At 57.2% G+C, this 24,482-nt stretch carries 22 protein-coding genes; 4 read left to right on the top strand and 18 right to left on the bottom strand.

The window, feature by feature from the left end; translation table 11 throughout:
• Positions 1 to 43: 43 nt before the first annotated feature.
• The 11 genes from VM163_08890 to sppA form a co-directional block, all read right to left on the bottom strand.
• Positions 44 to 1,066, bottom strand: coding sequence for a hypothetical protein (locus VM163_08890; GenBank protein ID HUT03990.1), 1,023 nt, complete (start codon positions 1,064 to 1,066; stop codon positions 44 to 46).
• Positions 1,056 to 1,724, bottom strand: a complete 669-nt coding sequence (gene nth, locus VM163_08885; protein ID HUT03989.1) for an endonuclease III — start codon at positions 1,722 to 1,724, stop codon at positions 1,056 to 1,058. Before nth ends, VM163_08890 begins: the two co-directional genes overlap by 11 nt.
• A 301-nt stretch (positions 1,725 to 2,025) precedes the next feature.
• Complete coding sequence (locus tag VM163_08880) at positions 2,026 to 3,465, bottom strand: radical SAM protein (GenBank protein ID HUT03988.1); 1,440 nt, start codon at positions 3,463 to 3,465, stop codon at positions 2,026 to 2,028.
• A 295-nt stretch (positions 3,466 to 3,760) separates the two neighbouring features.
• Entirely contained in the window at positions 3,761 to 5,059 is a 1,299-nt protein-coding gene (locus VM163_08875) for an NCS2 family permease (protein ID HUT03987.1), read from the bottom strand.
• A gap of 12 nt (positions 5,060 to 5,071) precedes the next feature.
• The gene (locus VM163_08870; protein HUT03986.1) at positions 5,072 to 6,676 is read right to left on the bottom strand and encodes a bifunctional UDP-sugar hydrolase/5'-nucleotidase; all 1,605 of its coding nucleotides are present in this window, start codon (positions 6,674 to 6,676) and stop codon (positions 5,072 to 5,074) included.
• Entirely contained in the window at positions 6,669 to 7,793 is a 1,125-nt protein-coding gene (locus VM163_08865) for a glycosyltransferase family 2 protein (protein HUT03985.1), read from the bottom strand. The genes VM163_08870 and VM163_08865 overlap by 8 nt, the downstream gene beginning before the upstream one ends.
• Positions 7,794 to 7,869: 76 nt before the next feature.
• Positions 7,870 to 9,474, bottom strand: a complete 1,605-nt coding sequence (locus tag VM163_08860) for a hypothetical protein (protein HUT03984.1) — start codon at positions 9,472 to 9,474, stop codon at positions 7,870 to 7,872.
• Between the two features lie 166 nt (positions 9,475 to 9,640).
• On the bottom strand, positions 9,641 to 10,102 hold the full coding sequence (locus VM163_08855; GenBank protein ID HUT03983.1) for a hypothetical protein: 462 nt from the start codon (positions 10,100 to 10,102) through the stop codon (positions 9,641 to 9,643).
• Entirely contained in the window at positions 10,087 to 10,578 is a 492-nt protein-coding gene (locus tag VM163_08850) for a hypothetical protein (protein HUT03982.1), read from the bottom strand. The genes VM163_08855 and VM163_08850 overlap by 16 nt, the downstream gene beginning before the upstream one ends.
• A 17-nt stretch (positions 10,579 to 10,595) precedes the next feature.
• Positions 10,596 to 11,243 (bottom strand): YIP1 family protein, encoded by a 648-nt coding sequence (locus VM163_08845; protein ID HUT03981.1) that lies wholly within the window; start codon positions 11,241 to 11,243, stop codon positions 10,596 to 10,598.
• A 10-nt stretch (positions 11,244 to 11,253) separates the two neighbouring features.
• A complete protein-coding gene (sppA, locus tag VM163_08840; protein ID HUT03980.1) occupies positions 11,254 to 12,282 on the bottom strand; it encodes a signal peptide peptidase SppA in 1,029 nt (342 codons plus the stop codon).
• A gap of 365 nt (positions 12,283 to 12,647) precedes the next feature.
• On the opposite strand from sppA, the gene VM163_08835 reads away from it, so the two are divergent.
• The 4 genes from VM163_08835 (at position 12,648) to VM163_08820 (ending at position 16,938) form a co-directional block, all read left to right on the top strand.
• Positions 12,648 to 12,884: a hypothetical protein gene (locus tag VM163_08835; GenBank protein HUT03979.1), complete on the top strand. Its 237-nt coding sequence runs from the start codon at positions 12,648 to 12,650 to the stop codon at positions 12,882 to 12,884.
• 648 nt (positions 12,885 to 13,532) lie between these two features.
• A complete protein-coding gene (locus VM163_08830) occupies positions 13,533 to 14,576 on the top strand; it encodes a radical SAM protein (GenBank protein ID HUT03978.1) in 1,044 nt (347 codons plus the stop codon).
• Between the two features lie 50 nt (positions 14,577 to 14,626).
• The gene (locus tag VM163_08825; protein HUT03977.1) at positions 14,627 to 16,015 is read left to right on the top strand and encodes a glycosyltransferase family 39 protein; all 1,389 of its coding nucleotides are present in this window, start codon (positions 14,627 to 14,629) and stop codon (positions 16,013 to 16,015) included.
• Entirely contained in the window at positions 16,015 to 16,938 is a 924-nt protein-coding gene (locus VM163_08820; protein HUT03976.1) for a class I SAM-dependent methyltransferase, read from the top strand. The genes VM163_08825 and VM163_08820 overlap by 1 nt, the downstream gene beginning before the upstream one ends.
• 316 nt (positions 16,939 to 17,254) lie before the next feature.
• On the opposite strand, the gene VM163_08815 is transcribed toward VM163_08820, so the two are convergent.
• From VM163_08815 to VM163_08785, 7 genes are all read right to left on the bottom strand, one after another.
• Positions 17,255 to 17,689 carry a type II toxin-antitoxin system VapC family toxin gene (locus VM163_08815; GenBank protein HUT03975.1) on the bottom strand — a complete coding sequence of 145 codons (435 nt, stop codon included), beginning with the start codon at positions 17,687 to 17,689 and terminating at the stop codon, positions 17,255 to 17,257.
• A complete protein-coding gene (locus VM163_08810) occupies positions 17,686 to 17,931 on the bottom strand; it encodes a hypothetical protein (protein HUT03974.1) in 246 nt (81 codons plus the stop codon). Before VM163_08810 ends, VM163_08815 begins: the two co-directional genes overlap by 4 nt.
• 125 nt (positions 17,932 to 18,056) lie before the next feature.
• Entirely contained in the window at positions 18,057 to 18,611 is a 555-nt protein-coding gene (locus VM163_08805) for a hypothetical protein (protein ID HUT03973.1), read from the bottom strand.
• A 104-nt stretch (positions 18,612 to 18,715) separates the two neighbouring features.
• Complete coding sequence (locus VM163_08800) at positions 18,716 to 21,919, bottom strand: clostripain-related cysteine peptidase (GenBank protein HUT03972.1); 3,204 nt, start codon at positions 21,917 to 21,919, stop codon at positions 18,716 to 18,718.
• Between the two features lie 10 nt (positions 21,920 to 21,929).
• Entirely contained in the window at positions 21,930 to 22,412 is a 483-nt protein-coding gene (locus VM163_08795; GenBank protein HUT03971.1) for a thioredoxin family protein, read from the bottom strand.
• A gap of 2 nt (positions 22,413 to 22,414) precedes the next feature.
• The gene (locus VM163_08790; protein HUT03970.1) at positions 22,415 to 24,106 is read right to left on the bottom strand and encodes a carbamoyltransferase C-terminal domain-containing protein; all 1,692 of its coding nucleotides are present in this window, start codon (positions 24,104 to 24,106) and stop codon (positions 22,415 to 22,417) included.
• An 84-nt stretch (positions 24,107 to 24,190) separates the two neighbouring features.
• The gene (locus tag VM163_08785) at positions 24,191 to 24,391 is read right to left on the bottom strand and encodes a hypothetical protein (protein HUT03969.1); all 201 of its coding nucleotides are present in this window, start codon (positions 24,389 to 24,391) and stop codon (positions 24,191 to 24,193) included.
• Between the last annotated feature and the right edge of the window lie 91 nt (positions 24,392 to 24,482).

Genomic DNA, 24,482 nt, shown 5'->3' with positions numbered 1-24,482 from the left:
GACGGACCCGCTTTATGGCCTTCATGGCACTGCCCATTAAAGTTCATTCGCAGCTCACCTGCCCGGAGGCATTTAGCCCATCATGGACGCTCTCAAGATACCTGAACGCCTCGCTCTCGATCTCCTGAAGAGACCTTATGCGCTGGACTGCCCTTCCGCAGGAATCACCATCGGCCATCGTCTCCTCCGTGAAGTCCGTCGAGAGCAGCATCTCAAACGACTCCGAGAAGCGCTTTCTGGCTCTCCCCACGTCAGGCCCAAGCTCCCGGCCAAGCTCCGTCTCAACCCACCTGAGGAAGCGTTCCAGAGAGATGCGGGAATCTATCAACGTCTTCCGCAACTGCTCATGCGCCGCAAGGTCGTTTGCCGATGCTCTCTCCGCCAAAAGCTCAGCCCATGCGCTCAAAGCTAGCGGTCCGGTAAGCGGCCCGCTGCCCGCATCGTCGCAGATGCCACGCCCGATCTCCAGACCAACCTCGATCGCTTTGGCTATCATCTCCAATCGTGGGGGGACGCTCTTTTCTTGACCGAGCACTATGATCTTGGATGGCCACAACTCATTCCGGTCATAGGGCTGAATGCGGTCAATCAAGCCGCTCGAAGACGTCTTGTTGTGGATACTCCGACACAGCAGCCGACCGTCCGAAAAACCCGCTATTACGTCCCACTGAGGCCCCTTAAAACATGTGAACCCAAGACACGGCCGCCTCGACTCGAGGCTCTCCACGACCTCCTTGCCAAATGCCTTATAGAAGTGTGCCTCGGGGTCGCGCGCAAACAACGTCTCTTCCGTATCGACGAGCCTCAGCTCCAGACCGACAGCATCCGAGACGATGTGCAACCATCGCTCCCGCATCGCCTCGCACCATTTGGCCGCAACCGGCTCCTTGGGGTTGACGTAGAACAGGAAGCCAGCCCCGGACATACCCATCAAGTAGTCGTAGTCAACCTTCTGCCCAAGGTATCTTAGAACTGTCTGAATCGCCAGAACAAGTGTGCAACGGCCCCGGTCGACCGACATCATAGGCACTCGCTCTAGCACGACCGATCGCCCTTCAGGTTTCAATCGCAACCCCTCGTCGTTTCTTGATGTAAGGACAGAGCTTGGCAACAGGGCAGAGAGCGCACCTGGGGTTTTGTGCCTTGCACGTCTCGCGCCCAAAATCGGAGAAGATGTGCGCCAGATGGGACCATCTGTTCTCTGGCAGCATTCTCATCAGCTCCCGTTCAGTTCTGTCACGATCCGTTCCGCTCGAAAGATCCAACCGCTCACAGATGCGCAAGACATGAGTATCGACAACGATTGCAGGCTGGCCGAAGGCGTTTGAAAGCACCAAGTTGGCTGTCTTTCGGCCAACTCCCTTGAGCGCAGTCAGCGCACCGACATCGGCAGGCACCTTGCCGCCATGCTCCGCCACCAGGGACTCGCACGCTGCCTTGATGCTCCGGGCCTTACGCCTGAACATGGGAAGGCTACCGAGCTCCGCCTCGAGCGTCTCGACGTCGGCGTCCGCGTAGTCCTTAGCCGTCCTATAATCCGCAAACAGCGACGCGGTCGTCCTGTTGACAACTTCGTCCCTGCACCGGGCAGCCAGTATGGATGCCACCAGCAGGTCCAGCGGAGTTCTGAAATCGAGCCGCAGCCTCGCGTCAGGATATCGCGCCTCAAGGATTGCATAGACCTCTCCAAGACGCTCGGCCTTCATTTTGCTGCTCTCGCTCATTGCCCCTCGCCAGTTAAAGTCTCATTGAGCACACTATCCGATGCCTCAAAAGCTTGGATTGGGCGAGCAAAAAGTCAAGTGTGCCCCCTCGCGGAAAGTTTTCGTAATCGTACCCGGACCTGCTCGACTGACGACGTTCTTCCTGCATGCCCTTGCGGGGATTCGCAGCGCCTATCAAGCCCCGTGAAACGAAAGCGATGCCATGAACCATTCCAAGACAGAATGGGGAAACTCATCATGCTTGTTTTCTCGATCTTCTTTGTGTGAATTGTCTGGGGTAGTCGAGCTCGGCACGGTGCTGCTACCGGCCAAGGAAATGTGCGGCGACTTTCTTGACAGTGTCGAGTGGGGCAATCCTCAACCGGTCTCGCAGGAAGCGAAGGTTATACGTGAGCTTCTGTTTTTTGACCATCATCGACATGACCTCATTGACAGCCTTGGTGGCAGTCTCGTAATCGATGTTCCTTGTGAACTCTGAATCGACGGGGAACCTCTTGTTCAGGCCGATCTTGTAGTTTTGCCACAGGTTGGGCGAGATGATGTCATCCATGTGGTGCATCTCCCAGACCCTCGTGCCGGGGTACGGGACCAAATAAAGTATCTCAAAGTATGCCAGCCGCTCGAAGTTTCGGCGAATGAACTCCACGGTCATTCTGCTCTCTTCGGCAGTCTCGGTTGGCACTCCGGTCAGAAATGTCGCGAGCGCCCGGACATTGAGGCGTTCCAGCCGGTCGAGCGTGGCCTCGTTGTCTTCAGGGGTTACGCCCTTGCCTTTGAGGAACTGAAGCACTCGTTTTGAGGCGCTCTCGAAGCCGAACTCCATCTGGGCCATGCCCGCCTTCTTGAGGAGGTTGATGAAGGAATCCTCGCACCTGCTGACGATGTTGGCCCGTCCGTAACACGGCCACTTGAGCCGTCGTGCGATTCCTGTCTGGAGCATTAGCTCGGCGATGCGCGAGGCCCGCTTCCCGTCAAAGATGAAGGTGTCGTCGATTATACAAAGCCCCTCAAGGTTGTAGTCCCGAACCAAGCTCTGCATCTCCTCTATGACGTATTCGGGCGAGTGTTCGCGAAGCTGGCGCCGATGCACTGAGATGCAGTATATGCACCTAAACGGACAGCCTCGCGACGTCATTAGCGTCGTGTTTCTGGTGATCATGCTCCGGATAGCGGCGTTGCGATGGAGGTAGTGCGTAAGGTCGAGCAGAGACCTGTCTGGGAAGGGGATCGTATCGAGGTCATCGATGAACTTCGGCGGCTCAGTGAGCACAATCTCATCGTCAGACCTGAACGCTATGCCCGGAATCTGCCGCAGCACGCCGCTGTCGAGCGCAAAGCCCGAGGCGGCAAGAGCATCGACCAGGTGTGTGAAGGAGCGCTCCGCCTCGGAGACGACAGCGATATCGAAGAAGCCCTCCTTGATGACCTGCTCTGGCAGAGCAGTCGGATGCAGCCCGCCGATGACGAGAGGTGCATTTGAGAACCTTCGCATTTTTCTGGCCAGCCGGGTGGCTCTGTGATACTGGGCTGTCGCGCTCGAAAAGCCGATAATATCAGGCTCAAACTGTCTCGCCACCTTGATCGGATTGTGTCCAGCGTATTCATCGGCGAGAACAGTCTTGTATGTGTTGGTCCCATACTTTTTAAGATAGGAACTCAAGTAGCAGACACCCAACGGCGGCATGTCGTAGATACCCCGGCCGGGGTTCACAAAAAGTATCCTAATATCGCGATTCTTCACCTGTCTAGTCTCATCTTTAAGTGCTCTGATGTGTGCTTGCGAGAGCAGTTTATAGCGAGTCGGCAAGAATGTGTCAACCTGGCATCTGGGATGAGTTTTCGTAATCGTGCCCGGGCCTGCTCAACTGACGGCGTTCTTCCCGCATCCCCGCAAGGGGATGAACGTGAGTAGCCGTAGGTGAAACCTACGGATCAGGGTCAGAGGAAGAAAGGAAAATAGCCCTGAAAGGGCTAAACATAGCCCTGTGGACGGGCTGTTCGACCCATTCGGGGTCGCGAGGATACCGGCGTGGTCGCTAATGCAGGAAAATGTACCTCAAAAGGAATATGCCGGCCAACACATAGACCAGCCAGTGGACTTCTTTTGACCTGCCGGCCGCCACTTTGACGAGGGGATAGCTGATGAACCCGAGCGCGAGTCCGTTGGCGATGCTGAACGTTAGCGGCATGAGTATGATCGTGAGGAAGGCTGGGATTGCCTCGGTGAAGTCCTCCCACCTGATCTTCTTGATGTTCTGCATCATTAGGCAGCCGACTATGATCAGCGCAGGCGCCGTAACGCAGCCGGTTGCGAACGCTTTTGCTAAAGGCGTGAAGAACATGGCGACGAGGAATAGAAGCGCGGTCATCACGGACGCAAGCCCGGTCCTGCCGCCCTCGATGACGCCTGCGGCGCTCTCGATGTAGCTCGTTACCGTTGACGTTCCGCAGGCCGCACCGGCCATGGTGCCGACCGAGTCGGACAGCAAAGCTCGGTTGATTCTGGGCAGCTTGTCGTTCTTGACGAAGCCGCACTGCTCGCTCACGCCGATGAGCGTTCCGATGGTGTCGAACATATCGAAAAACAGAAGGACGATGATGGGGACGACATAGTCGAGACTGAGTGCCCCAAGGATGTCGAGTTTGAACATTACTGAGCTGAAGTCCGGCGTGCTGATGACGCCCTCAAACGTCGTGATGCCCGAGATGACGGCGACAACGCCGGTTGCGAGCAGGCCGAAGAGAATCCCGCCCTTGACCTTCCTTGCGACGAGCATAGCTGTCAGAACAAGGCCGAACAATGCAACGAGGGCCGGCGCCTTGGAAATGTCCCCAAAGGTAACGAAAGTGTTCGGGTTCCGGGCGACGATGCCGGCGTGTTGTAGGCCGACGAACGCGATAAACAGGCCGATGCCCGCGGCCGTGGCGAGCTTCAGACCTGCGGGAATCGCATCGACGAGCATCTCTCTCACCTTGAGCAGGGTCAGGATGGTGAAGGTCAGGCCCGACAGGAACACGATACCCAGCGCTATTTGCCACGGGACGCCCATTGCCCCGCAGATTATGTAGCTGAAATAGGCGTTCAGGCCCATGCCGGGCGCAAGTGCAATCGGATAGCGGGCGACAAAGGCCATCATCAAGGTCGCGAAGAATGAGGCGATGCAGGTCGCAACCAAGACGCCTGAGAAACTCATCCCAGCGCCATGGGGGTCGGATAGTATGGTCGGATTGACGAACACGATGTAGGCCATTGTCATGAACGTAACCAAGCCGGCCGTAATCTCGGTCTTGACCGTGGTGTTGTTCTCCTTCAGTCGGAAGTAGCTCTCTAGCACTTGCGACTCCTGTTACTCATCCCATACAAATCGGTAGGCTCTCCGGCGCCTCGGATGAAGCGGGGAGTGCGATTTTATGTAGTCTGCCAGAATGTCGTTCAGGGTCTTGCCCGTCAGGATGCGATTCTTGGCCCGAGCGAGCTCCATGTAGCCGTCGCCGCCCCCAGCGAGGTAGTCGATCGTGGCAATGAGGTAGTTCTCACGCTCGTCCAGCGGCTTGCCACCTACCGACACGCTCACGATTCTCTCCCCCGGCCTGACGGGCTTGCCTTCCCTCCCGACCAACACGGGCCGCCTGGCGAGCCGAACCGTAACCTCAAGCCCACTTAGTTGAAGGAACCCACCGCTCGGCCGTGGCAGCGCCTGGACAGAGCGCTCGAGCATCGATTCGAGCTCCGAGCCTGAGACCCAGACAAGCACGATCTGGTTGCGAAATGGCAGTATCTCGTCAATTCGGGACCTGGTTATCGGGCCTGCTGGCTGAAAATCCCCTCGGATGCCGCCCGAGTTCACGGCGACGACGGCCGCGGTTGGGAATTGCTCCGCAATGGCGTCGCAGACAAGGGTGCCGACTGTTGAATCCGTGGCCAGAAGCTCCGCTCCGAAGAGCTTGAGATCGGCCTCTATGATGCCGACCTGCTCCTCGTCGGCGGGCCGAAACGGCTCGAGGAAGGACGCTACTCGCACATCGTCCTCGACGCTCTCATCTACGTTCAGAAGCGACCATTGATATGACGCGATGCCATCAGGGGAGCACTCAAGTTGAAGCTTGCCGACGAACCTGCCGTAGCAACCGGACTGGACAATCAGCGTCCGTTTTCCGGCCGGATTCGTAACTTCGATCGGCTTTTCTAGCGCGTCGTGTGAGTGGCCGCCGAAGATGACGTCGATGCCGCTGACGGAACGGGCGAGCTTGACATCCTGACGAAGGCCGATGTGCGTCAGAGCAAACACCAGGTCGGCCCTTGGCCTCAGGTATGAGACCATCTCTACGACCTTGGCCACGAGATCGCTGTCAACCTTCACCTGCTTACTGGGGCTGGAAATATCGTGCAGATTAGGCGTGATGAGGCCGAATATGCCGACTGTGTGACCGCCCACGCTCTTGATTACGTAGCTTTGGACCTTTCCGGCAAGCGGCAAAGACTGGCTGACGTCCATGTTCGCAGACAAAAACGGGAACTCGGCCAGATCCAGCGCCTCGCCAAGCTGCCCGTCGCCGAGGTCAAACTCGTGATTGCCGACCGCCGAGCAATCGTAGCCGATCAGGTTCATGGCGCCGATTTCGGGCCGGGCACGCCAACGGTTGAGTGAATAGGGGTAGAAAATGTCGCCCGCGTCGAGCAGCAGAACGTTCCGCTCGCGTTCCCGGACCTGGCTCACGACTGTGGCGATGCGCGCAAGCCCGCCGACCTTGACTGCTGTTGACGACTTAGGCTTATATGTCCAGGGGAACAGATGGCTGTGAACGTCGTTCGTCTCCAGCACAGTGATCGTGCCTGCCCGGTAATGCCGGCCAGTGCCAGTGAGAGAGCAGCCACAGGAAACGACGAGAGCCAGCAGTATCAGCGCGACCGCTGTCCAGACTGTTGGCCGAGACCAAAGCCTTCTACTCAACCTGATACTCCCTATTGCCCACGTGATACTCGGTGAGGCCAGTCATGCCGACTCGCACGTTCAGCAGGCTTAGAACTGGCCTGCCTAGATGATGAAATATGTTGTAGTGCTCGACGTTTGAAAAGCTCCAGACGTCCTCATCACTCCGGGCCCTGTTCTTCTGCACAAACCGGCGAGCTCTAAGCAATTTCGGCAGCTTGCCGAGGACGAAGGCGACGGCACGGGCGTGAAGCAGAAACGCCCTGAAGTCATGTCCTTTCATGGAGGCGACGGCGGACTTCGCGATGTAGCGATAGAAGGCGTAGGGGAAATGGCGGATGAGGCTTTTCAGCGAGTAGTTCTTCAGAAAGACGTAAAGGTAGTTTCGCATGAAGAAATAGTGCTGCCACCTCTCGTGAAACGCAGACTTTGCTGTCGAGCGGTACTTATGCCTGACGACCGCTTGAGGGGCGGTGACGAAGTGGTAGCCAAGTATGTTGGCTCGATAGCACAGATCGAAATCCTCACAGTAGGAGAACATCGTCTCGTCAAACATGCCAATCTTCAGGAACATATCTCGCCGGAGCAAGACCGCCGGGAAGATTGACCCGAACACGCGCTCGGAGTGTGAGAACTGGCCCAGGTCTATCTGGCCGACACGGGCGTCGCGCCAGTGGCAGTGGGCGTGCCAGGTCGTGCCAATGGCGTTTATGATATGGGGGTCGGAATGAAATACTACCTTGGGGAAACACCCAATGCAGCGCTCGCCCTGCTCTCGCAGGGCTTTGACCATCTGCTCAACGCAGCCTGGCGCGATGATGGTGTCGTTGTTGAGCAGAAAGAGCAGCTCGCCGGACGCCTCGCGCGCCCCCTGGTTGTTGCTTGCACAATAGCCACGATTTACATCGTTTTCTATCAACTTGATTTCGGGGAAGTCCGCACCAATCAGCTCGACCGAGCCATCAATCGAGGCGTTATCGACCAGCACCGTCTCGATACTTGGGTATGTCTGGGCCTCGATGCTCGCCAGACACTCCTCAAGATGAGAGGTCCCGTTCCAGTTGGCGATGATGACGGAGACAAGGGGCTTATCTGCCATTGCTGGGCAATTGTGCATCAGAAGGCCAATCGCTGTCAAACGCCGCGGCTGAAACGGTCTCGTAGCTATAGCGCCTGATGATCGCCACCTGAGACGTTCAGCCCGGCCGTCCCGTTTATTTGCTCTTGAGCTTGTCCAAAAGCTCCTTCGCCCTCGTCCTGGTCTGCTCTTCGCTAGCCTTCGAGGCGAGCTCGAGATATCTAGTGCAGTCCGCTCTGAGCGAGGGCTCCCAACTGAGCTTCTCCACCAGGTCCAAGTCGTAGGCCTTCGGCAGGTGCCCCTGCTCGCTATCCTCGGTTGACGCTCGGAGCCAATAAACAGCCTTGTAGAGGTCGCCTTGCTCCTGCGCGACCAGGCCAAGCAGCGTTGCGCAGTGGTTGCGCATGGACGCCACACCCTCTCTGTATGCGATGCTGGCGAGCTTGTCGTCCGAGATGATCGCCTGATATTGGGCCCAGACGTCCAAAAGCATCTTTCGGGCTTTCTCCAGGTCCCCCTCTGAGAGCAACTTTCTTGCATCCTCGCACTTGGTGGCGATGTTGATTAACCGCTTGGGGACGGTCGCCTCAAAGGAAACGTCCGGCAGGTCCTTCTTCGTGATACCCGGGCTGAGAGCCTTGAGCATCGCAAACGCCTCGTCCTTCATCTTGTCGGTTCCGAGGACGCTCGCCGCCTTGAGATAATCGATGGACTCGGGCTTCAAGGCTGGCACGGAAACCGCCTTCTCGACCAGCCGCATGTCGTAGCCCTTATACTCCATGAACATGTCGAACGTGAGCGATGCCTTCAGCCAGCGCCTCGCCTCCTGAGGATCTCCCTGCTTGAGGGCAATCAGGCCGAGGCTGGTAGCACAGCGGTTGCGAGAGAGGTCAACGATGGGCACGCCCGCGAATCCGAGCTCTTCCTTCTTCTTCTGAAGACGGTCAAGCGCGTCCCACGCCTTCAGCAGTTCCGAACGCGACTCGTCAATTTTGCCCTCTTTCAGATGTATGTCGCCCATGCGCTGGGCCTTTGTCGCCTCGGCCGATATGGCCCACATCTCGCTCGTGGGGCTCTTGTCCTCATCTTTGATCACATCAGCCGCGCCGGCGAGGTCCTTCATCTCCGTCCGCAGCTTGATGACGGCATTTCGGATGATAACGTCCTTCGGGCACAAGGTGTAGGCATCCTCAATGGCAGCCTTGGCGGCCTTCTTCTCTCCCAAAGCGAGCCGCAAGTTGTAGGTGTCGTAGTGCCGGATGGCGGCATACTTGAAGCTCGTGCCAGGATTTTCGATCAACCTCAAAATTATGCCACAGAACCACTTATCTACCGGCTCCATTCTGCTCGCGGTGAGGCCGATCTCAATGTTGTCCGGGTTCTGTGTCATCGTCTGCTCAGCGGCCTTGAGCGCGATCATGAGCAGCCTAGCTCGCGTTCCAGCATCCTCTTCCCTATCCGCCAAGAAACAAGCCGAGTTGAAGAGGCGCGACGAATCGAACCAGTCCTTTGTCTCGACCTTTCCGTCAATGTAGCGCTGGTCTATAAACTTCGTGATCTCCTCGTCTGTGAAATCGTCGAACGACTTGACGCCGCCTTCGCGGGCGATGTCGTACCAAGTGGTCGATGCACAGGAGACTGGCGTCTCATCCCATTTGCAGTCTTGCGTTTCAGCGAGGGCCGAGGGTCCGGTCATCGCCAGCAACACCAACACAATCAGGAATCCGGCTTTTCGATACATTCTCATCTCCTCCTAAAGCTCATAGCATCCCCAGCACGAACAAGTTGTGACAGGTGCCGTCGCGATCATGGCCTACCTATCGCGACTCATATTCTCCCAATAGGGAACGCATTTCAAGCCGGCGCTCATCTTTTGACAAGACCGCAGTATCGCCGCCCAATTCTACCTACCCGCTCTTTGAGGCGCGCGACTTCGCGAGCTTCCGCCGCACCAGGTAAACCACACCGATGGCCGCCAGAACGAAGGGGATAGCATATATCGATTTGTCAGGCCAAAAAAGAGGAATCTCGAACGTCTTCCACGTAAACGGGAAAAACCAGAAGTAGGCAGAGGTGAGATGCCGCTGAAGCATGTCCAGGAAAATGTGGACCGAGGCGCCGACTAGGAGGTTCCTGAAAACCGTGGTTCTGATTGGCGGCTCAAAGAGAAAGGTTATCAGATATGCGCCGAGCACAACACCCATGGGGGTGTGTCCTGGACTGATGAACCAATAGGACTTCTTGTAGAAAACCATAGGCAGCCGGCCGAGCAGGTCTGGCAGGATGAGCCCGACGAAAAACAGCTCGCGGTAGCGACTCGGCCGCGTCGTGAAGTAGCCCACAAGGGCATGGGTCAAGAGGTCTGGCATTGCCGCCTCTCCTCGAAACGAAGCCGGCGCGGATTGAACCTGAAACGGCGTAGGAAGAACAGGGCCACGCCGACGAGGGCGACTGCGGAGACGATGAGCTTCAAGGTGTCCGAGCTATAGATGTGCCATTTCTTGCCCAGAACCAGGTAGCCGGGCTTTTTGAAAAGGGCCTCGAACGAGATGAAACAGCCGCTCTGCCCGGGCGGTATGGTTCCAGCAACCTCGATCCTGTTGCCCCAGATGTCCTGCACGGTGAATCTGTTGGGGCCGTCGTAGCGCTTGATCTGGGTGAACTGAACTAGGAGGCTTGTCCCGTCGAACCGAGAAGGGTCCCTCAGGTAGTCCGCGAATCTCGGCATGCGCTTTGGGCCGGCGGTGGCAGAATAGATGCACATCGCGAGCAGCAAGGCGCCGGGCAGGCCGATCTTGAGCCACCTGTGCCTGTCTGAGAAGAGCGCAGGGACTTTACTGGGCAACGCGCGTCGGGACCCCGCTACCCTACAAGCCCTCTAATTGTCCCGACTAAATAGGCGAACATCAGAACGAATACCGCGGCTCCCAGAGCTCCCACCAGGATGAATGGCAAGATAACGGCAAAGAACGACCTTCCGCCAGAAATCTCATAATAATTTTTGACGGCAATTATCTGCAAGACAAAGCTCCACACCCACAGCCCAATGGCACACAATGTCCAGACCGCGGTCGCAGCGGCCGACGGGAGTCCATAAACCAGAAGTGTAATCGGGGCGAAGAATATGCCCGGCAGAAAGCAGACCGCGATCAGCAAGAAGAGCACCCTGACGTCGCCGAGTTTGAACTCGTTTGTAGCGGCGAAATGATAGATGCTCGCGGCTGCGATCGCGAAGATGACTGTAATGAAAAACTGTGCTATGCAGAGCAGCGCAAACAGCGAGCCAGCGCCGAATACAAGGGGACTGGATGGCGAGAGAAGTCCAGCTGTCATTCTGCTCAACACGGAGAGAACTATGACGAAGAACGCAAGCCAGTAGGGCCTTCTCTCGGAGAGCGCTTGAACGGCTTTCTTGGGCGAGACCAGCTGGTTGTAGAGTATCGTAAGCGCCCCCTCAGGCTTCTCCAGCGGACTCATATTATCGTAGGGCAGCGCGAATTCACTTTGCATCGCATACCTCCTACTGTTGGCTATTAGTCGGATAGGCAAATGCCGCCTGGGCAGAGCCGATGTTGGCCCGATACTGTATCGGAGAGTCGCACTCGCCCATCACCATGTCCTTGAGCGATGGGGTCTTTCCGAACTTGGCGTCGATAAACTTGAAGAACCGCTCAAATGGCTCGATCGTGGGCCTAATGATACTTGGCTTGCCCTTGATCTCAGCGAGCTCGGCGGCGAGGTTGATCGCGTCATCGAGCGTGCCGAGGCTGTCGATAAGCTGATTGTCAAGCGCCTGCGTGCCCGAGAAGATGCGCCCGTCAGCAAGCGGCAGCAGCTTCTCTATCGGGATGTTTCGGCCCTCCGAGACAGCGGTTACGAACTGCTGGTAGCAGTCCATGACAAGCGTCTGGAGCAGATTACGCTCCTCGTCAGTCATGTCTCGCCAGTAGGCAAGTATGTCCTTATGCTCTCCGCTCTTGAGCACGTTGAACTTGATACCGATGATGTCGAACAGCTTCTGCAAGTCCGCCCCGACGATGATCACGCCGATGCTGCCCGTCAACGAGCCAGGGTTGGCCACGATCTTGTCGCAGGCCGACGCGATGTAGTAGCCGCCCGAGAAAGCCATGTCGGCGACGGAAGCGATCACCTTCTTGCCCGCCTTCTGAGCCATCTTTATCTCGTGGCATATCTCTTGAACGCTTCCCACCGTCCCGCCGGGGCTATTGATCTCGATTACGATCGCCTTCACGCTGGGGTTTTCCCTGAGCTGTCTAATCGCACGGATAGTCCGCAGCGCGCCTCGTGGGTAGGCCTCGAACATGCCCTGAGACTCCGTGAACGTTATCGCGCCAAAGATGCGGACAAGGCCCACGCTCGGCCCTCTTCTGGGCTCAAACTTGGCAAATCTCCTCTCAAATGTGCTTGCCAGACGGTCTAGCGCGCTCATCCGGGGACGAGCGCTCTCCTTTCGCAAGAGCATTATCCCCACCACGACCGACGCAATACACAGCAGCAAGATCAGCAGCATAAAAAATGACTTCTTCACCGAAACACCCTCCCGCAGAAGTGCTCATCTCCAAATCAATCTATACTCTGGCATTGTTGCCACCGATGAGGCAGAAACGCAAGTCGCGATCGCACGCGAGAATGACATCTCCGCTGGGCGTGTTCAGGCAGCCCCTAAATAACGGCGAATAACATTTGCCCGCAAGAGCATACCACTGGTAGCCGCAGGCGCAGCCTGACGGTGCGAGGAGACCGAGGACCCAATCCCTCCTCTCCGTTTCCGTTGCGTTGCACGCACGGCTACCCGTCGTACCCCCTTGCGGGGGTTGCAGCGCGTCCGTTGATGTTCATTCGTGGCCGCGTCACTGGGTGGCTTGCGGGGCCTGTCTCCGCCCGTCCATTCTTATGTGGCAGCAGCCGCGTGGGCGCGATGCGACCGGGGTCTCCGACATCGACTTGGCAGTTGTTTCAAGAGGCGAGGTTAGCCCGCTCGATGAGATCGACAGGATGATAGATATTGTTGCCGATCTGAATCTTGAGCACAACGTCTTGATGTCGGTCTATCCTGTTTCTGAGGACAATTATTCATCGCTGAATAGCCCAATCCTCTTGAACCTGCGGCGCGAGGGGGTGCCTGTATGATCGAGGTCCATTGAAGAGGATAGAGGGGAGGTCTCGGTGTGCCGCACATCCCCCATCTGAAGATGGGGGTTAATGAAAATGGTAACCGTCTGCATCGCCTCGGCTGAAGCCGGGCGATGTGGCCTCAAGTGTCGGTTGCGCCGGGCGATGATGTGCTCGCGCGTGTCGGTTGCGCCGGGCGATGTGGCCTCAAGTGTCGGTTGCGCCGGGCGATGAGGTAGCCCTCACATGCCGCTTACTCCGGGTGGATGAGCTAGCCAGCGTGACCTCCGCGAAGGAAAGGCAGGCTAGAAAGCCCGCCCCACACCTCCCGCTGGCCTAATCACTGCGTTTTAACGCGGTGATACAGATGGCTCTCATTGTATTAGCACCCGACTTCAGTCGGGTGATCTGAGGAGGCCGAGGCGCCCCCCTCCCTCTCCTTCCTTCCCGGAATCCTCATCTGAATGGGATAGAGGCGAGGTCTTTGTGTGCCGCACATCCCCCATCTGAAGATGGGGGTTAATCAAAATGGTAGCCGGCTGCATCGCCACCGCTTGCGCCGGGCGATGATGTGGCCTCTCTCTCTCATCCCCATTGACCATGCCCAGCCGGGGCTATAGATTAAGGCTGCTAACTGATTTTAGTCGAAAGCCATAGAGCCGGGACATGCGAAAACTCAAGATATTCTCTGACGTTCTCAAGTCAAAACTGCTGCACAAGCCGTTCTACGTGCACTACTACATAACACGCCGGTGCCTCTTCAAGTGCAAGATGTGCTCAATATGGAAATACGGCAACGTGGCCGAGGAGCCGCCGGTCGAGAGCGTCGCCAAGATCGCAAGCCGCTTGCGCAGAATCGGTGTGCCGAACGTCGTCTTCACCGGTGGCGAGCCCTTCGTGCGCGAGGAGTTGCCCCAGATTACGAGGGCGTTCACTGAGGCGGGCATCGCGGTTCGCGTCCAGACGACGGGAGCCAAGACCGTAACGCCTGCGCGGATCGATGCCGTGATAGATGCTGGCGCAGAGCATTTTACCGTCTCACTCGACACGCTCGACGCTGCAAAGCAGGACGAAATATGTGGCTCCAACGGCCTGTGGGATTCCGCCGTGAGCACCATCAGGCACGTCGTCAAGCGGCTGCCCAACTCGGTCAACGTCGTCAACACTGTCGTCTCGAGGCAGAATATCAAAGAGCTGCCTCAGATCGTCGAGTTTGTCGATGGGCTTGGCGCGTATTCGAGCCTTGTGCCAGTGCATCTGCTCCCGTCAGACAAGCAGGAGAACCTCATCCGCAGCTATGCCGAGGAGATGACCTTCGGGCGGGATGACGCCCCACTCATCGATGAGGCGTACGACGCGGTGATCGAGATGAAGCGGCGAGGCAAGCGCGTGGGCGCCTCAATGAAGTTCCTCGAGGCTTCAAGAGAGGCGTTAAAGACGGGGGACTATAGCTTCGCGTGCGACGCTGGATGGCTCTACTTCGTGGTCTTTCCGGACGGGTCGCTCTCGCCGTGCGATGAGATTGAGCCATTCTGTAACGTGCTCGACGACGATTTTTTGACGTTCTTCGGTTCCAAGGAATACAGCCGAAAGGTTGCCGAGCTTGTCAGGCCGTGCCGGGGCTGCATTTATGGGTGCTGGCGGGATACGTCATATCTTGTGCGAGACAGCCGAGTGCTGCTAGAACGGATACTGTCATTCATAAGATGAGCTCCAGGTTCAAGGTTCCAGATTCAAAGTTGATTGATAAGAGCTCGTCTGTGCGCTGTTGGCGTCGCTTCGTGGCCCTTCGTGTTCTTCGTGGACAATTCTTGCTGCTGCTTCTCGCCTTGGTCCTGAGGGTGGGGTTCGTCATAGCTCTGCCATCGAACGAATTCATCCCCGGACCGGACCAGCTTCTGCACGATTCGCTTGCGCGGAGCTTCCTCGCTGGACGGGGCCTCTCGATATCCGCGGACCTCCTATATCCGCCGGACGGTCAGCCGGAGTGGGTCAAGAAGAAGTTCGAGCTGTATCGCGAGCTCGGCGGGCTTTGGGGCCTAGTCCGTCCGGGGATACCGCAGGTTACCGTCCCCCCACTGAACCCGCTTATTCTCGCCCTCTCCTACTACCTCCTTGGCCCCGGCAACCTCCTCGTCTATCGTCTCATCATGGCGCTTCTGGGCGTGGCAACCTGCTGGCTCGTGTTCGACGTGGCAAGAGGCATCTTTGGAAAGAGAGCCGCTCTCCTTGCGCTGTTGGTTCTCGCGGTCTATCCGGCGCTTATCTATTTTTCTGGCGTGGTGCTCACCGAGACGCTGTTTCTGTTCCTCTTCGCTGCATTCATCAACTTGATCATTCGCTTCAGGGAACGGCCCCAGTTGTGGCTTGCCGCGCTTGCAGGCGCGGTCTGGACGCTCGGATTTCTGACCAAATCGACTATGGCGGGGATGCTTCCGGTCGGCATCGTGGCGATTCTCTGGCCGCGGCGAGGCGATTTCAGGCTCAAGGAGACGCTGGTTTTGCTGGTGGCAATCGGCCTCTGCCTCGTGCCCTGGGTCGTCAGGAACTATGATATATTCGGACGCGTTGTGATCATGCCAACGAAGAGCTGGAATCTCTGGGAACGGAACAACTATCGCTTCAATGAGCGATTCTACAACGAGGAGAAGGAGGCTCGCGCCTACGAGTGGCTCATCGGCAAGCCACCGTTTTCAGTGAACCGTCCCGAGACGGTGCGGTTCCCACGGTTTGCGCCGGACGAGGATGAGGCCCAGCGCAATGCCAAATACGTCAACCTCGCCAAGCAGTTCATACTCGCTAACCCTGGGCTTTACGCACGACTCTGTTTGGTGCGCTTCATCGAGTTTTTCAGGGTGCTTGGCCGCACGCGCACCTCGGCGCTAGTAACTGTTGCGAGGCTTCTTTCCTACGGCCTGATTCTGCCGCTTTTCGTAGTCGGTTTCGTGCTGTCTTTCAGGAGATCATCAAGACTCTCCAGGCAGAAGTGGGTGCTCATCGCCGTCGTGTTACTCTTCGTCTCGGTGCATGTGTTGACAACCGCTGAGCCTCGGTACAGGCTGCCCATTGAACCCTACATGGTTGCATTCGCTTCATTTTTCGTGGTGAGAGCGTGGGACAGGATAAGAGCGCGGACCGCGAGAGCTTGATGCGGGAAGTTGAACACGTCCGCTGCCCGCTATGCGGCACCGATGACGCCCGGCTGCTCTCGGTTCAGAAGGAGGTTTACGGCGTCGTACGATGTCGGGTCTGTGGCCTGACTTACCTAAGCCCGAGACCCACCAAGGAAGGCATTGCCGCAATCTACGACGAGAGATACTACAAGGACGCAACCGTTGGCTATCCCGATTACCTCAAGACGTTTCACGAGTACCATGAGACGTTCATGGAGATATTCGACGAGCGGCTCCGCGCTATCAGCCAGTTCAAGAAGGGAGGCCGGATACTTGAGGTCGGCTGCGCCTATGGGCTCCTTCTCGACTACTTTCGAAAGCGCGGATGGGAGACCTACGGCGTGGAGCTCTCGCAGACCTCGGCGAGCTATGCGCAGCAAGTGATGGAGCTAGAGGTCCAGAACGTCCCGCTCGCGCGTGCGCAGTTCCCAGAGATGTTCTTCGACGTGATACTGATGCTGGACGTCGTCGAGCATCTCGATGACCACAAGTCAGCCTTCAACGTCGTCCGCCGCATACTGAAGGATGACGGCGTTCTCGTCGTTCAGGTTCCCTACGAACTCTTCCACTGGGAGAAGGTTCTGAACGCCATAGCGAGCGGCAAGCGGCCTGGGGCAATCGCTCCCGACGCTGTGCCCGCACACCTGTGCTTCTTCACGCCCAGCACGCTTCGGCTCATGCTCGAGAAGCATGGGTTCTGGGTGCTGAAGCGCGAGAGCGGCAACTACGGGCGCATCAGGGAGCAAGTCTTCCCGCCATCAACCGACAGCAAGTGCCCCATCTGCCGTCTCCTCAAGGTTATCTACTACCGGCTGGGCGTCCGCAAGTTACTACGCTGGCTTGCGCCGAAGCTCAAGGAGGGCAGCGGCATCATCTTCTACGTCCGCAAGCGTAGCTAAGCGCCAGCCGAGACGGGTTGGACTTACAATCTAAGATTCCATGCTGCACCCGCGCAGTAGCGAGCGTCATCTGTGCATAGTCGGTGTAAGAGCCAGCCGCAAAACCTCGATAACTGTTGAAATTCTGAACGCCGCGCTCGCCAAACTGCTGTCTTATCTCGTGCAGGCGCAAAAACTCAACTGGTGCGCCAAAAGCGACCCCGATCGCCACACCCAAGATGCAACCACGGTATCCTGATTCTAGTTGTCCTAATCCCACCTTTACCCCGAAGCACATCCGGCGTGCTGACGATGTGCTCGCAGCAGTTCACGTCCATCATTGGTAATCAGGCAAGTATCTCACGAACGGCAATCCTGATTTGACCGCGTCGTAGAAAGCCTTGTCCGCCGTCCAGAACTGGCACCCCTGTAGTTTAGCAAGTGCTGCATACGTTGCGTCGTAAACAGAGCGCAGATTGAAGCGCAGCGCGATTTCCCGGGCACATCCACGAAGGTCAGGATGCGCCATAACCTGAACAGGCACCCTGTCCAATCCAGCGAGCGCCTTCTTTGCATCGGCAAGACTAAGCCTCCCCTCGTATGCTCGCCTACGAATAACTGTATCAACCTCGCACTCATACAAATGAGGCGCGACAAGCGAGATATTGTTGACGAGGCAGTCCCTCAACAGCCGGCGTGCTGTAGCACGATGCATCTCCCCCTTGAGAACCAACTTGACTACAACGCTGGCGTCAATGCAGAGCTCTTTCACAGACTATCGGCCCTTTCCCTGCGAATCTTCTGCACGTCCTGAGCCGAGTCGAACTCCCCCTCGATGCTGTCCGCTATTGCGTCGAGTTCCCTCAGCAAGGCATCGGCTCTTATCTCGCCACGCTGCGCCGTCGCCTCAGTCTCGTCAGAAAAAATGACCATGACATCAGTTTGTTCTTTCCTTGGCATGCTTTCTAATAGCCTGACTTTCCCATTCTCATAAATGCCCTTGACCGCCTTCATTGGTATATCTCCTTAACGCTTGCTGAATGATCTGACTAGACCTTGGCCGTCCTTCCTGATGCAGCCACGCAGTCAGCGAATCGCTCTAATCGCAACCCAGAGTCTATAGCTGTGACCTCGCTACGTCAAGCGCGCCCGGCCTTGTGCGCCTCATCGACCGATTTCGCGAAGAGCTGAATAGTGCGAAGGGTATCATCAGTGAAATAGGTCCTCTGCGTCTTGAAAGCAGCCGCGATTTCTCTCAATACTTGGCGGAAATCCCATAAGATGATGTCTTCCCGATCAGCCGCTTGCTTCGCGTCGTCTGTCCAGCCCCAGGTCACGATAACCTTCTGATAGTTGTGCCGATCGGCGCCGAAACCGTATTCCCTCAATTTGTCGTGCACCTCTTGCTGACCGAATTTCCGCTCAATGAAGTAACCGATTGTTCTCCTCTGACCTGCCTGTTGAATGCGTTTCTTGAGGTCCTCACGAGAGAACTCTTTAGCAGTCAACTTTGAATAGGAGCCTGAGATAGAAACGCCGCACTCGATGTGGTAGCGCTTGATCCCCTCCGGACCGGAGATATCAACAGCCAGGAGGTCAATCTCGTATTGGCTCTTGCACTTGACATTAGGGATTGTGAACCAGCCCTTCACATACCGACAGTATGAGTCCACGATTTTTTCTGTTGTTTCCACCTTATAGCCTCCTCTACGGCACCTCGATGCTGTCCAGGATCGTCTTCACGATGTCATCCGTCGTCTTCTCCTGCGCCTCGGCCTCCACTGCCCCAGCCGGCCCTCTACGGCGCAACATGTAGCGCCGGCCACGGCTCGCTAGATAGACCCAAAGCGTCCCACACGACTATCTGAAGCTCGTATTGTCCAGCGATAACCCCTGTCGGGACCTCGAGCTCGGCCGAGTATATGCCGTCCCCCGCCACGCCGTCTCCCAAGAGACCATCATCGTTCAGAGACACGCCCAGATGTATTCCCCCAAACTGAAGCTCAACACGTTCGACAGCGTTAGTCTCGCCAAACGTCTTCGGCATTGCGACCACCTTCAGGGTCTCGCCGACGGACAGCACCTGCGTCTGCAAGAATCCGCCTGCGAGAATCACTGGCGCACGGGCGGATGCGGTGCTTGTCTCAAACCAGTGCGTATCGTCCGTCAGGCAATTGCTGGCGAAATCGCACGCAGATATCTGGATTTGGTAGAAGGTCTCCGGCTCAAAGCCACCGGGCGGGGCATAGGACACGGCCAAACGATGCTCGCTCTCGAGGCGCGTGATCTGGGTGGAGACGGCGGAGCCGTTGACCAAGAGTTCCACTGTGCTCTGGTCAACACCAGTGTCGCCATCAACTACTGAAAACGATATGCTCGTGTCCGGCGGCACGGTTGCACCCGTACGGGGGTTTACATCGGCGAGAACCGGCGGGGTGGTGTCCCGAACGTAGTCAGAAAGGTAATAGGCGCAGTTCTCTATCAACTGCGCTCGCCCGCCCTGCTCGTCTGAAACGTAAGGAATTGCGAACGTCATATAGACTATCTGGCCTCCGTTTGTGTCGTCCCCATCCTCGTCGAAGTATATCAAGCCCGGCTGGGAATACCGCGACCAATCGTAGAGCACGTTTCCGTCGGCCGCAGGGACGCATACGTCCCTTGTGGCGAGAAACTCGCCCTGAAATCCGACCGTCGCCTCGAGCACGTTCGGCGCAGTCGCAAGCTGCGCCTCGGGCTTTTTGAGTATGAGTATGTCCCCGTAGTCTGCCTTCCAGGAGTCTATGTGCAGGACATAGCGCCTTAGGTCAGAGAGCTTGGACGGGTACTGCTGGCAAGCGCTCCATGCAAGGTCCCCCGACTCGATCAGGAGCCGCCCACCGCCGAGCACGTACTCAACGAGGCCCTCGTAATATGCTGGGAGCGGCTCCGAGGCATCGCCGAGGCAATATATCACAACGTCAAACGGTAGGTCGGGCAAGCTCTCGCCTGGGTTGTGGGTGTGGACCACGTATCCAGCGGCCTCGAGCACGTCAAGAAAGATGTCGGCAGAGCCACCTGAACCATCGTCTATTAGGAGCACTGAGCCCAGCGAGGGTATGATCGAGAAACTGAAGTAGCCAGCCTCCGGCAAGAGCGCCCTGTTGGGGGTCTTGGCGATGTCAGATGCCTCGAGGCGATACGACACGCGGTCGCCGGGGACTAGGCCAGCTCCTGGAATCTCCGCGTAGTAAGTCGAGTCGCCCTGCTTCGTGAGATGGACAAAAGCGTCGTCCTCGTTGGAATAGTGGTAGTAAAGCTTGACGCTCTGCTCGTCCACGCCGACGCTGTCGCGAACGATGCAGGTAACCTGAAACGAGCCACGGGCAGCAGGCTGGCTGACGAGCGGCGTGTGCTCGATCGACGGCGGGACTGAATCGGTTCGCACCCAAAAGCTATGCACCTGGTCGGGAGCGTCGGCAGGGCTAGTTGAGTAGCTTCCGGCGATATTCTCGGCGTATAGATAGTAAAAGACCTGTGTGTTCTCAGGCTGACCGGGGAGAGTCGCCACGTACTGTTCGGGCAGGACGCCGGGCGCCAGAGCGGTGGCCGTCCAATCAAAAGCGGACCGAGCCGCACTCCCTGTCCTGTAATAGACCAGGACCTCCCCCTCTACAAGAGGCAGCTCGGAGTGGATGAAACAGCTGAGTGTGATGTCCTCGTCGAAATCCTCCGTGTCCGGCAGCAGCTCGAAGTCTATCTGCGGCGACACCGAGCCAGGGTTGTAATAAGACCTCAGGACCTCATCCCAAAGCGTGTCGGCAGTAAAGTCCAGGAAGCCCTGGTTACCGTCGTAGCGCTCGTCGTAGCTATATTCTTCCGACTCGAAGTAGATCGATAGTCCATAGCAGTAAGGAAGGCCCGCCCCAGAGCGGTGGTAATAGACTACGTCGTCGTGCCTCGAGGCAACCTGCTGCGCCGCGGCAGATATTGCCTCGGAGATGTTCTGAGCGCTCAGTGCAAGCATGAAGTCCTTGAGATCAACGTAATACCAGTAATCTTCCATCCTGTAGCTCGAGAGGTAGGCATCGTAAACCTTACTCTTGCTGTGCTCCATCGAGCCAATGAGCAGCTGGGCGAGGCTGCCAAGGGAGGACAGGAAGCCGTCGTCGAACTTCGCCTCGTCAATAGCGGAGAGCACCACGTATGATTCGTCGTCCGGGTCTGACTTGCCGTCGGTGTACGAGTTATAGAAGTAGTTGACGATATGCATGGCAAGCTCCTTGGGTGTGAGGTCTGAGCCGGGCTCGATCTCGCTCAGGAAGCCGTAGTCCCAGCCGTCCCAGGGAACCGTTTCTTCGGAGGCCACCACCACCTTACACAGGTCCTTGATCTGGTATGCGACCTCGACCATCCCCATCAGGCAGGCGTCCATCCCGACAAGGTCGAAGGTCACGCCGGTCTCCTGCTTCAGTGCTGCGAGCGCGGACTTGAGCTCCAGCATGTCCATAGAGGCATAGCCATCGTAGCAGATGTCTTTCCGCGGTTTGCTCGGAGCGAGCTTCTTCCTCCAGCCGTCCCCATGGTCCCAAAGGACAAGTCCGAAATGATCGGCCGGGTAGTTCGCGACCGCCCACTTGGAGAAAGCAAGCAATGTATCTGGGTTGGCGAGGTCTAGCTCAGTCAGGCCGTCCCAGCCGCTTTCGATGTCGCCCAGCGGGACTTCGTCCGAGACAATAGCGCTGTTCTGCGGTCCGGCAGGATCGTATCGCGCCCGGTAGGCGCGTGTGTCCGCGTTGCTGAATTGGTCGATCAGGATTACCACATTCGCATCGACCGATTCGATCGCTCCCTCGATCTCATTGAGGTCCACGGGCGCGGTGCTGGAGAGGCTGTTGTCGGCGCTCATGTAAACGACGAACGTCCACGATTTCTCGTCGAGCGCGGACGGCTCTTCACCCCGGAGCTCGTTCACTGAGCACACTGAAAGCAGCAGTATGGCAACGAATATGAATAAGCTTTTCAAGGTCATTCCCTCAATCGCCAAGCCCAGCCCGACCGAGCGCTGCGAGCAGATCCTCCTCCGTCATCGCTCCCTCGCTCCGCAGAACGAGCTTGCCGCGCGCGTCGAACACAATGAAAGTCGGCAAGTTGTTGATCCTAAACTGTTTGGCCAGATCAGGATCGTCAGCTGGGTCGATCATGCGAACCTGAAGCCTCTCGCCGAACCGAGCCTTCATCTTGTCCAGAAGCTCTCTCATCTCGTCGCAGCCGTAGCGCCACTCCGCGCAGAAGCAGCCAAGTATGGGGCGCTTTGCCTGACCAGGCTTGGTCAGACTGGCCTGCTCGGAGCTCGGCGCCGGGCTCTCGACCTGTTCTGCCGCTGAAGACGGCTGAACGCTGGGCCTGGCCCTTTGCTTGATCTGCTCGAACCTGCGATTGAAGTGCCAGACGAACAGGACAACCACGACCATAGTAATCGCCATGGTCAGAACGCTTCTGTTGGCCTTCTTTCTCATTTCTATCCGCCTCCCTCAACGATGAAATCGCCGATGGCCAGATAATCCATACCCGTTACCTTGAACGTCCTGAGCCCCTCGGCTGGCGTGCATACGATCGGCTCGCCCTTCGTGTTGAAAGACGTGTTGAGCACTATCGGAACGCCAGTCAGCTCCTCGAACTCCGCTATCAGCCTGTGATAGAGGGGGTTTGTGTGCCTGCTAACGGTCTGAACGCGCGCGGAGCCATCTGTGTGCACAACGGAGGGGACCTTGTCCTTGACGGCGTCCTTGAAAAACAGGTTCAGGTTCATAAACGGGCTTGGATAGGCGTTCTCAAACCACTCGCCCACCCTCTCCTCCAGTATCGAGGGCGCAAGCGGACGCCAAAGCTCACGCATCTTGATAACGTTCACCTTATCCTTCATCTCGGGCGACCTGGGGTCCGCCAATATGCTCCGCGCGCCCAACGCCCGAGGCCCGATCTCCATCCTCCCCTGAAACCACCCAACTATCTTCTGGTCAACCAAGAGCCGCGCAACCTCCTTGCAGATGTCCTCAGACCTCCGATATCGCAGGCCAGCGCGAACGATCTCCGCCTCGATCTCGCTGTTTTTGAACTCCGGCCCCCAATAGACGTGCGGCATGTGGGATTTGCTCTCAAAGCCCATCCGAGCATAGCCCTCCATCGCCGCCCCAAGCGCCGTCCCGTTGTCCATCGCTGCCGGTTGAACGTAGATATGGTCAACGTAGGGCGAGTTCAAGATCGCCGAGTTCATGCAACAGTTGAGAGCTACGCCCCCGCCGAGGCAGAGATTGCGGTAGCCTGTCCGCTCGTAAAGCGTCTTCGCCAGCGCCACTCCGATGCGCTCAAGCTGGGTCTGAAGCGTCATCGCGATGTCTTTATGAATCTTCAAGAGCTCCCCATCATATCTGGCGTATTTCCCCAGCCTCTTGATGGCATTCAGGTCAACCTTGTATCCTCCGTCGCTAACATTGACGACGTTGGCGAACTTCTCGTCGAACTGTCCGTAGGCGGAGAGGCCCATCGTCTTGCCTTCCTGGAAATAGCCAAAACCTAGATAGAACGTGATGTTCTTATACATAGCCCCAAGCGACTGCGTGTAAGTGTACTGCTTAAACGGCCTGGAGATCACGTTACCCTCGCCAACATAAAGCGACGTCGAATAACGCTCACCAAGACCATCCACAACGATGATATTCGCCTTGTCAAAACCAGACAGCCGAAACGCGCTCGCAGCATGCGCCAAGTGGTGCTTCACGTCGAAGAATCGGGCGTTCGGGAACTTGCCCCTCATCTCTCTCAAAAACCTCTTGCGCTTGACGAAGTAACCGTAGCTCAGCCCCTGCAAGAAACCCGCGTTAAGGTCTTTCTGGCCGAAACGCAGCTTGAGAATGTTCTTGAGCGACATCTTCTTGTAGCTGAAGATGATGCTCTTGGTCAGCTGTTCCAGGGCCAGATAGGCGTTCATATCGACCGAGTAGGCGACAGCGTCGATCTCCTCTGGCTTGACGTGCGCCTCGTTCAAACACCAGTCGATAGAGCCGTACGGCGGCTCCCCGCCCCAGCAGAGGCCTGGCGTGTGCTTGATCCGGTCGAGGCGCTCGTCCTCTATGGAGCAGACGAGCTCGCCGTCGCGCACAAGGGCAGAAGAATTATCGTGAAAACACTCGTTTACGCCCAGAACAAACATCTATCTTAACTCCTCAAACTTGAAGGCTACTAGAGCACACCGACTTTGTAACTTATCAGTATAACAGAACACCCGGCTCAAAGGCTAAAATATAATCTCAACGCCCGCAAGACTATTCGGACAGGGAATAGTGTTGGCCATCTCGCATTTATTCCCAGCTTTCAGCTCTATCAAGACCCGGAGCCTCCCGGCCAAGGTTACTATTTCGGGATCAGTTCTAACACCCGGACTGCCCGCGCTCGCCCTGACCGCCAAGACACGTACGCCAGAGGCGTTTGACGCCATACTCCCTCCTTTCCAGATAACCAGATGGATATCGGCTACCACCCAACTAGAGAGGCTGTCTAGTAAGTGCATCTGCATGGAAGAATCCCTG

The organism is bacterium (assembly GCA_035527515.1).
GTDB lineage: Bacteria > B130-G9 > B130-G9 > B130-G9 > B130-G9 > B130-G9.
The sequence above is the reverse complement of the archived record's forward strand: the minus strand, read 5'-3'. Positions and strand labels throughout refer to the sequence as shown.

Excerpts from the sequence above, each read along its gene's own strand:
- VM163_08860 (HUT03984.1), bottom strand. The coding sequence starts at position 9,474 with ATGTATCGAAAAGCCGGATTCCTGATTGTGTTGGTGTTGCTGGCGATG.
- VM163_08835 (HUT03979.1), top strand. The coding sequence starts at position 12,648 with ATGTGGCAGCAGCCGCGTGGGCGCGATGCGACCGGGGTCTCCGACATC.
- VM163_08785 (HUT03969.1), bottom strand. The coding sequence starts at position 24,391 with ATGGCGTCAAACGCCTCTGGCGTACGTGTCTTGGCGGTCAGGGCGAGC.
- VM163_08820 (HUT03976.1), top strand. The coding sequence starts at position 16,015 with ATGCGGGAAGTTGAACACGTCCGCTGCCCGCTATGCGGCACCGATGAC.
- VM163_08845 (HUT03981.1), bottom strand. The coding sequence starts at position 11,243 with ATGCAAAGTGAATTCGCGCTGCCCTACGATAATATGAGTCCGCTGGAG.
- VM163_08790 (HUT03970.1), bottom strand. The coding sequence starts at position 24,106 with ATGTTTGTTCTGGGCGTAAACGAGTGTTTTCACGATAATTCTTCTGCC.
- VM163_08795 (HUT03971.1), bottom strand. The coding sequence starts at position 22,412 with ATGAGAAAGAAGGCCAACAGAAGCGTTCTGACCATGGCGATTACTATG.
- VM163_08810 (HUT03974.1), bottom strand. The coding sequence starts at position 17,931 with ATGAAGGCGGTCAAGGGCATTTATGAGAATGGGAAAGTCAGGCTATTA.
- VM163_08855 (HUT03983.1), bottom strand. The coding sequence starts at position 10,102 with ATGCCAGACCTCTTGACCCATGCCCTTGTGGGCTACTTCACGACGCGG.
- VM163_08830 (HUT03978.1), top strand. The coding sequence starts at position 13,533 with ATGCGAAAACTCAAGATATTCTCTGACGTTCTCAAGTCAAAACTGCTG.
- nth (HUT03989.1), bottom strand. The coding sequence starts at position 1,724 with ATGAGCGAGAGCAGCAAAATGAAGGCCGAGCGTCTTGGAGAGGTCTAT.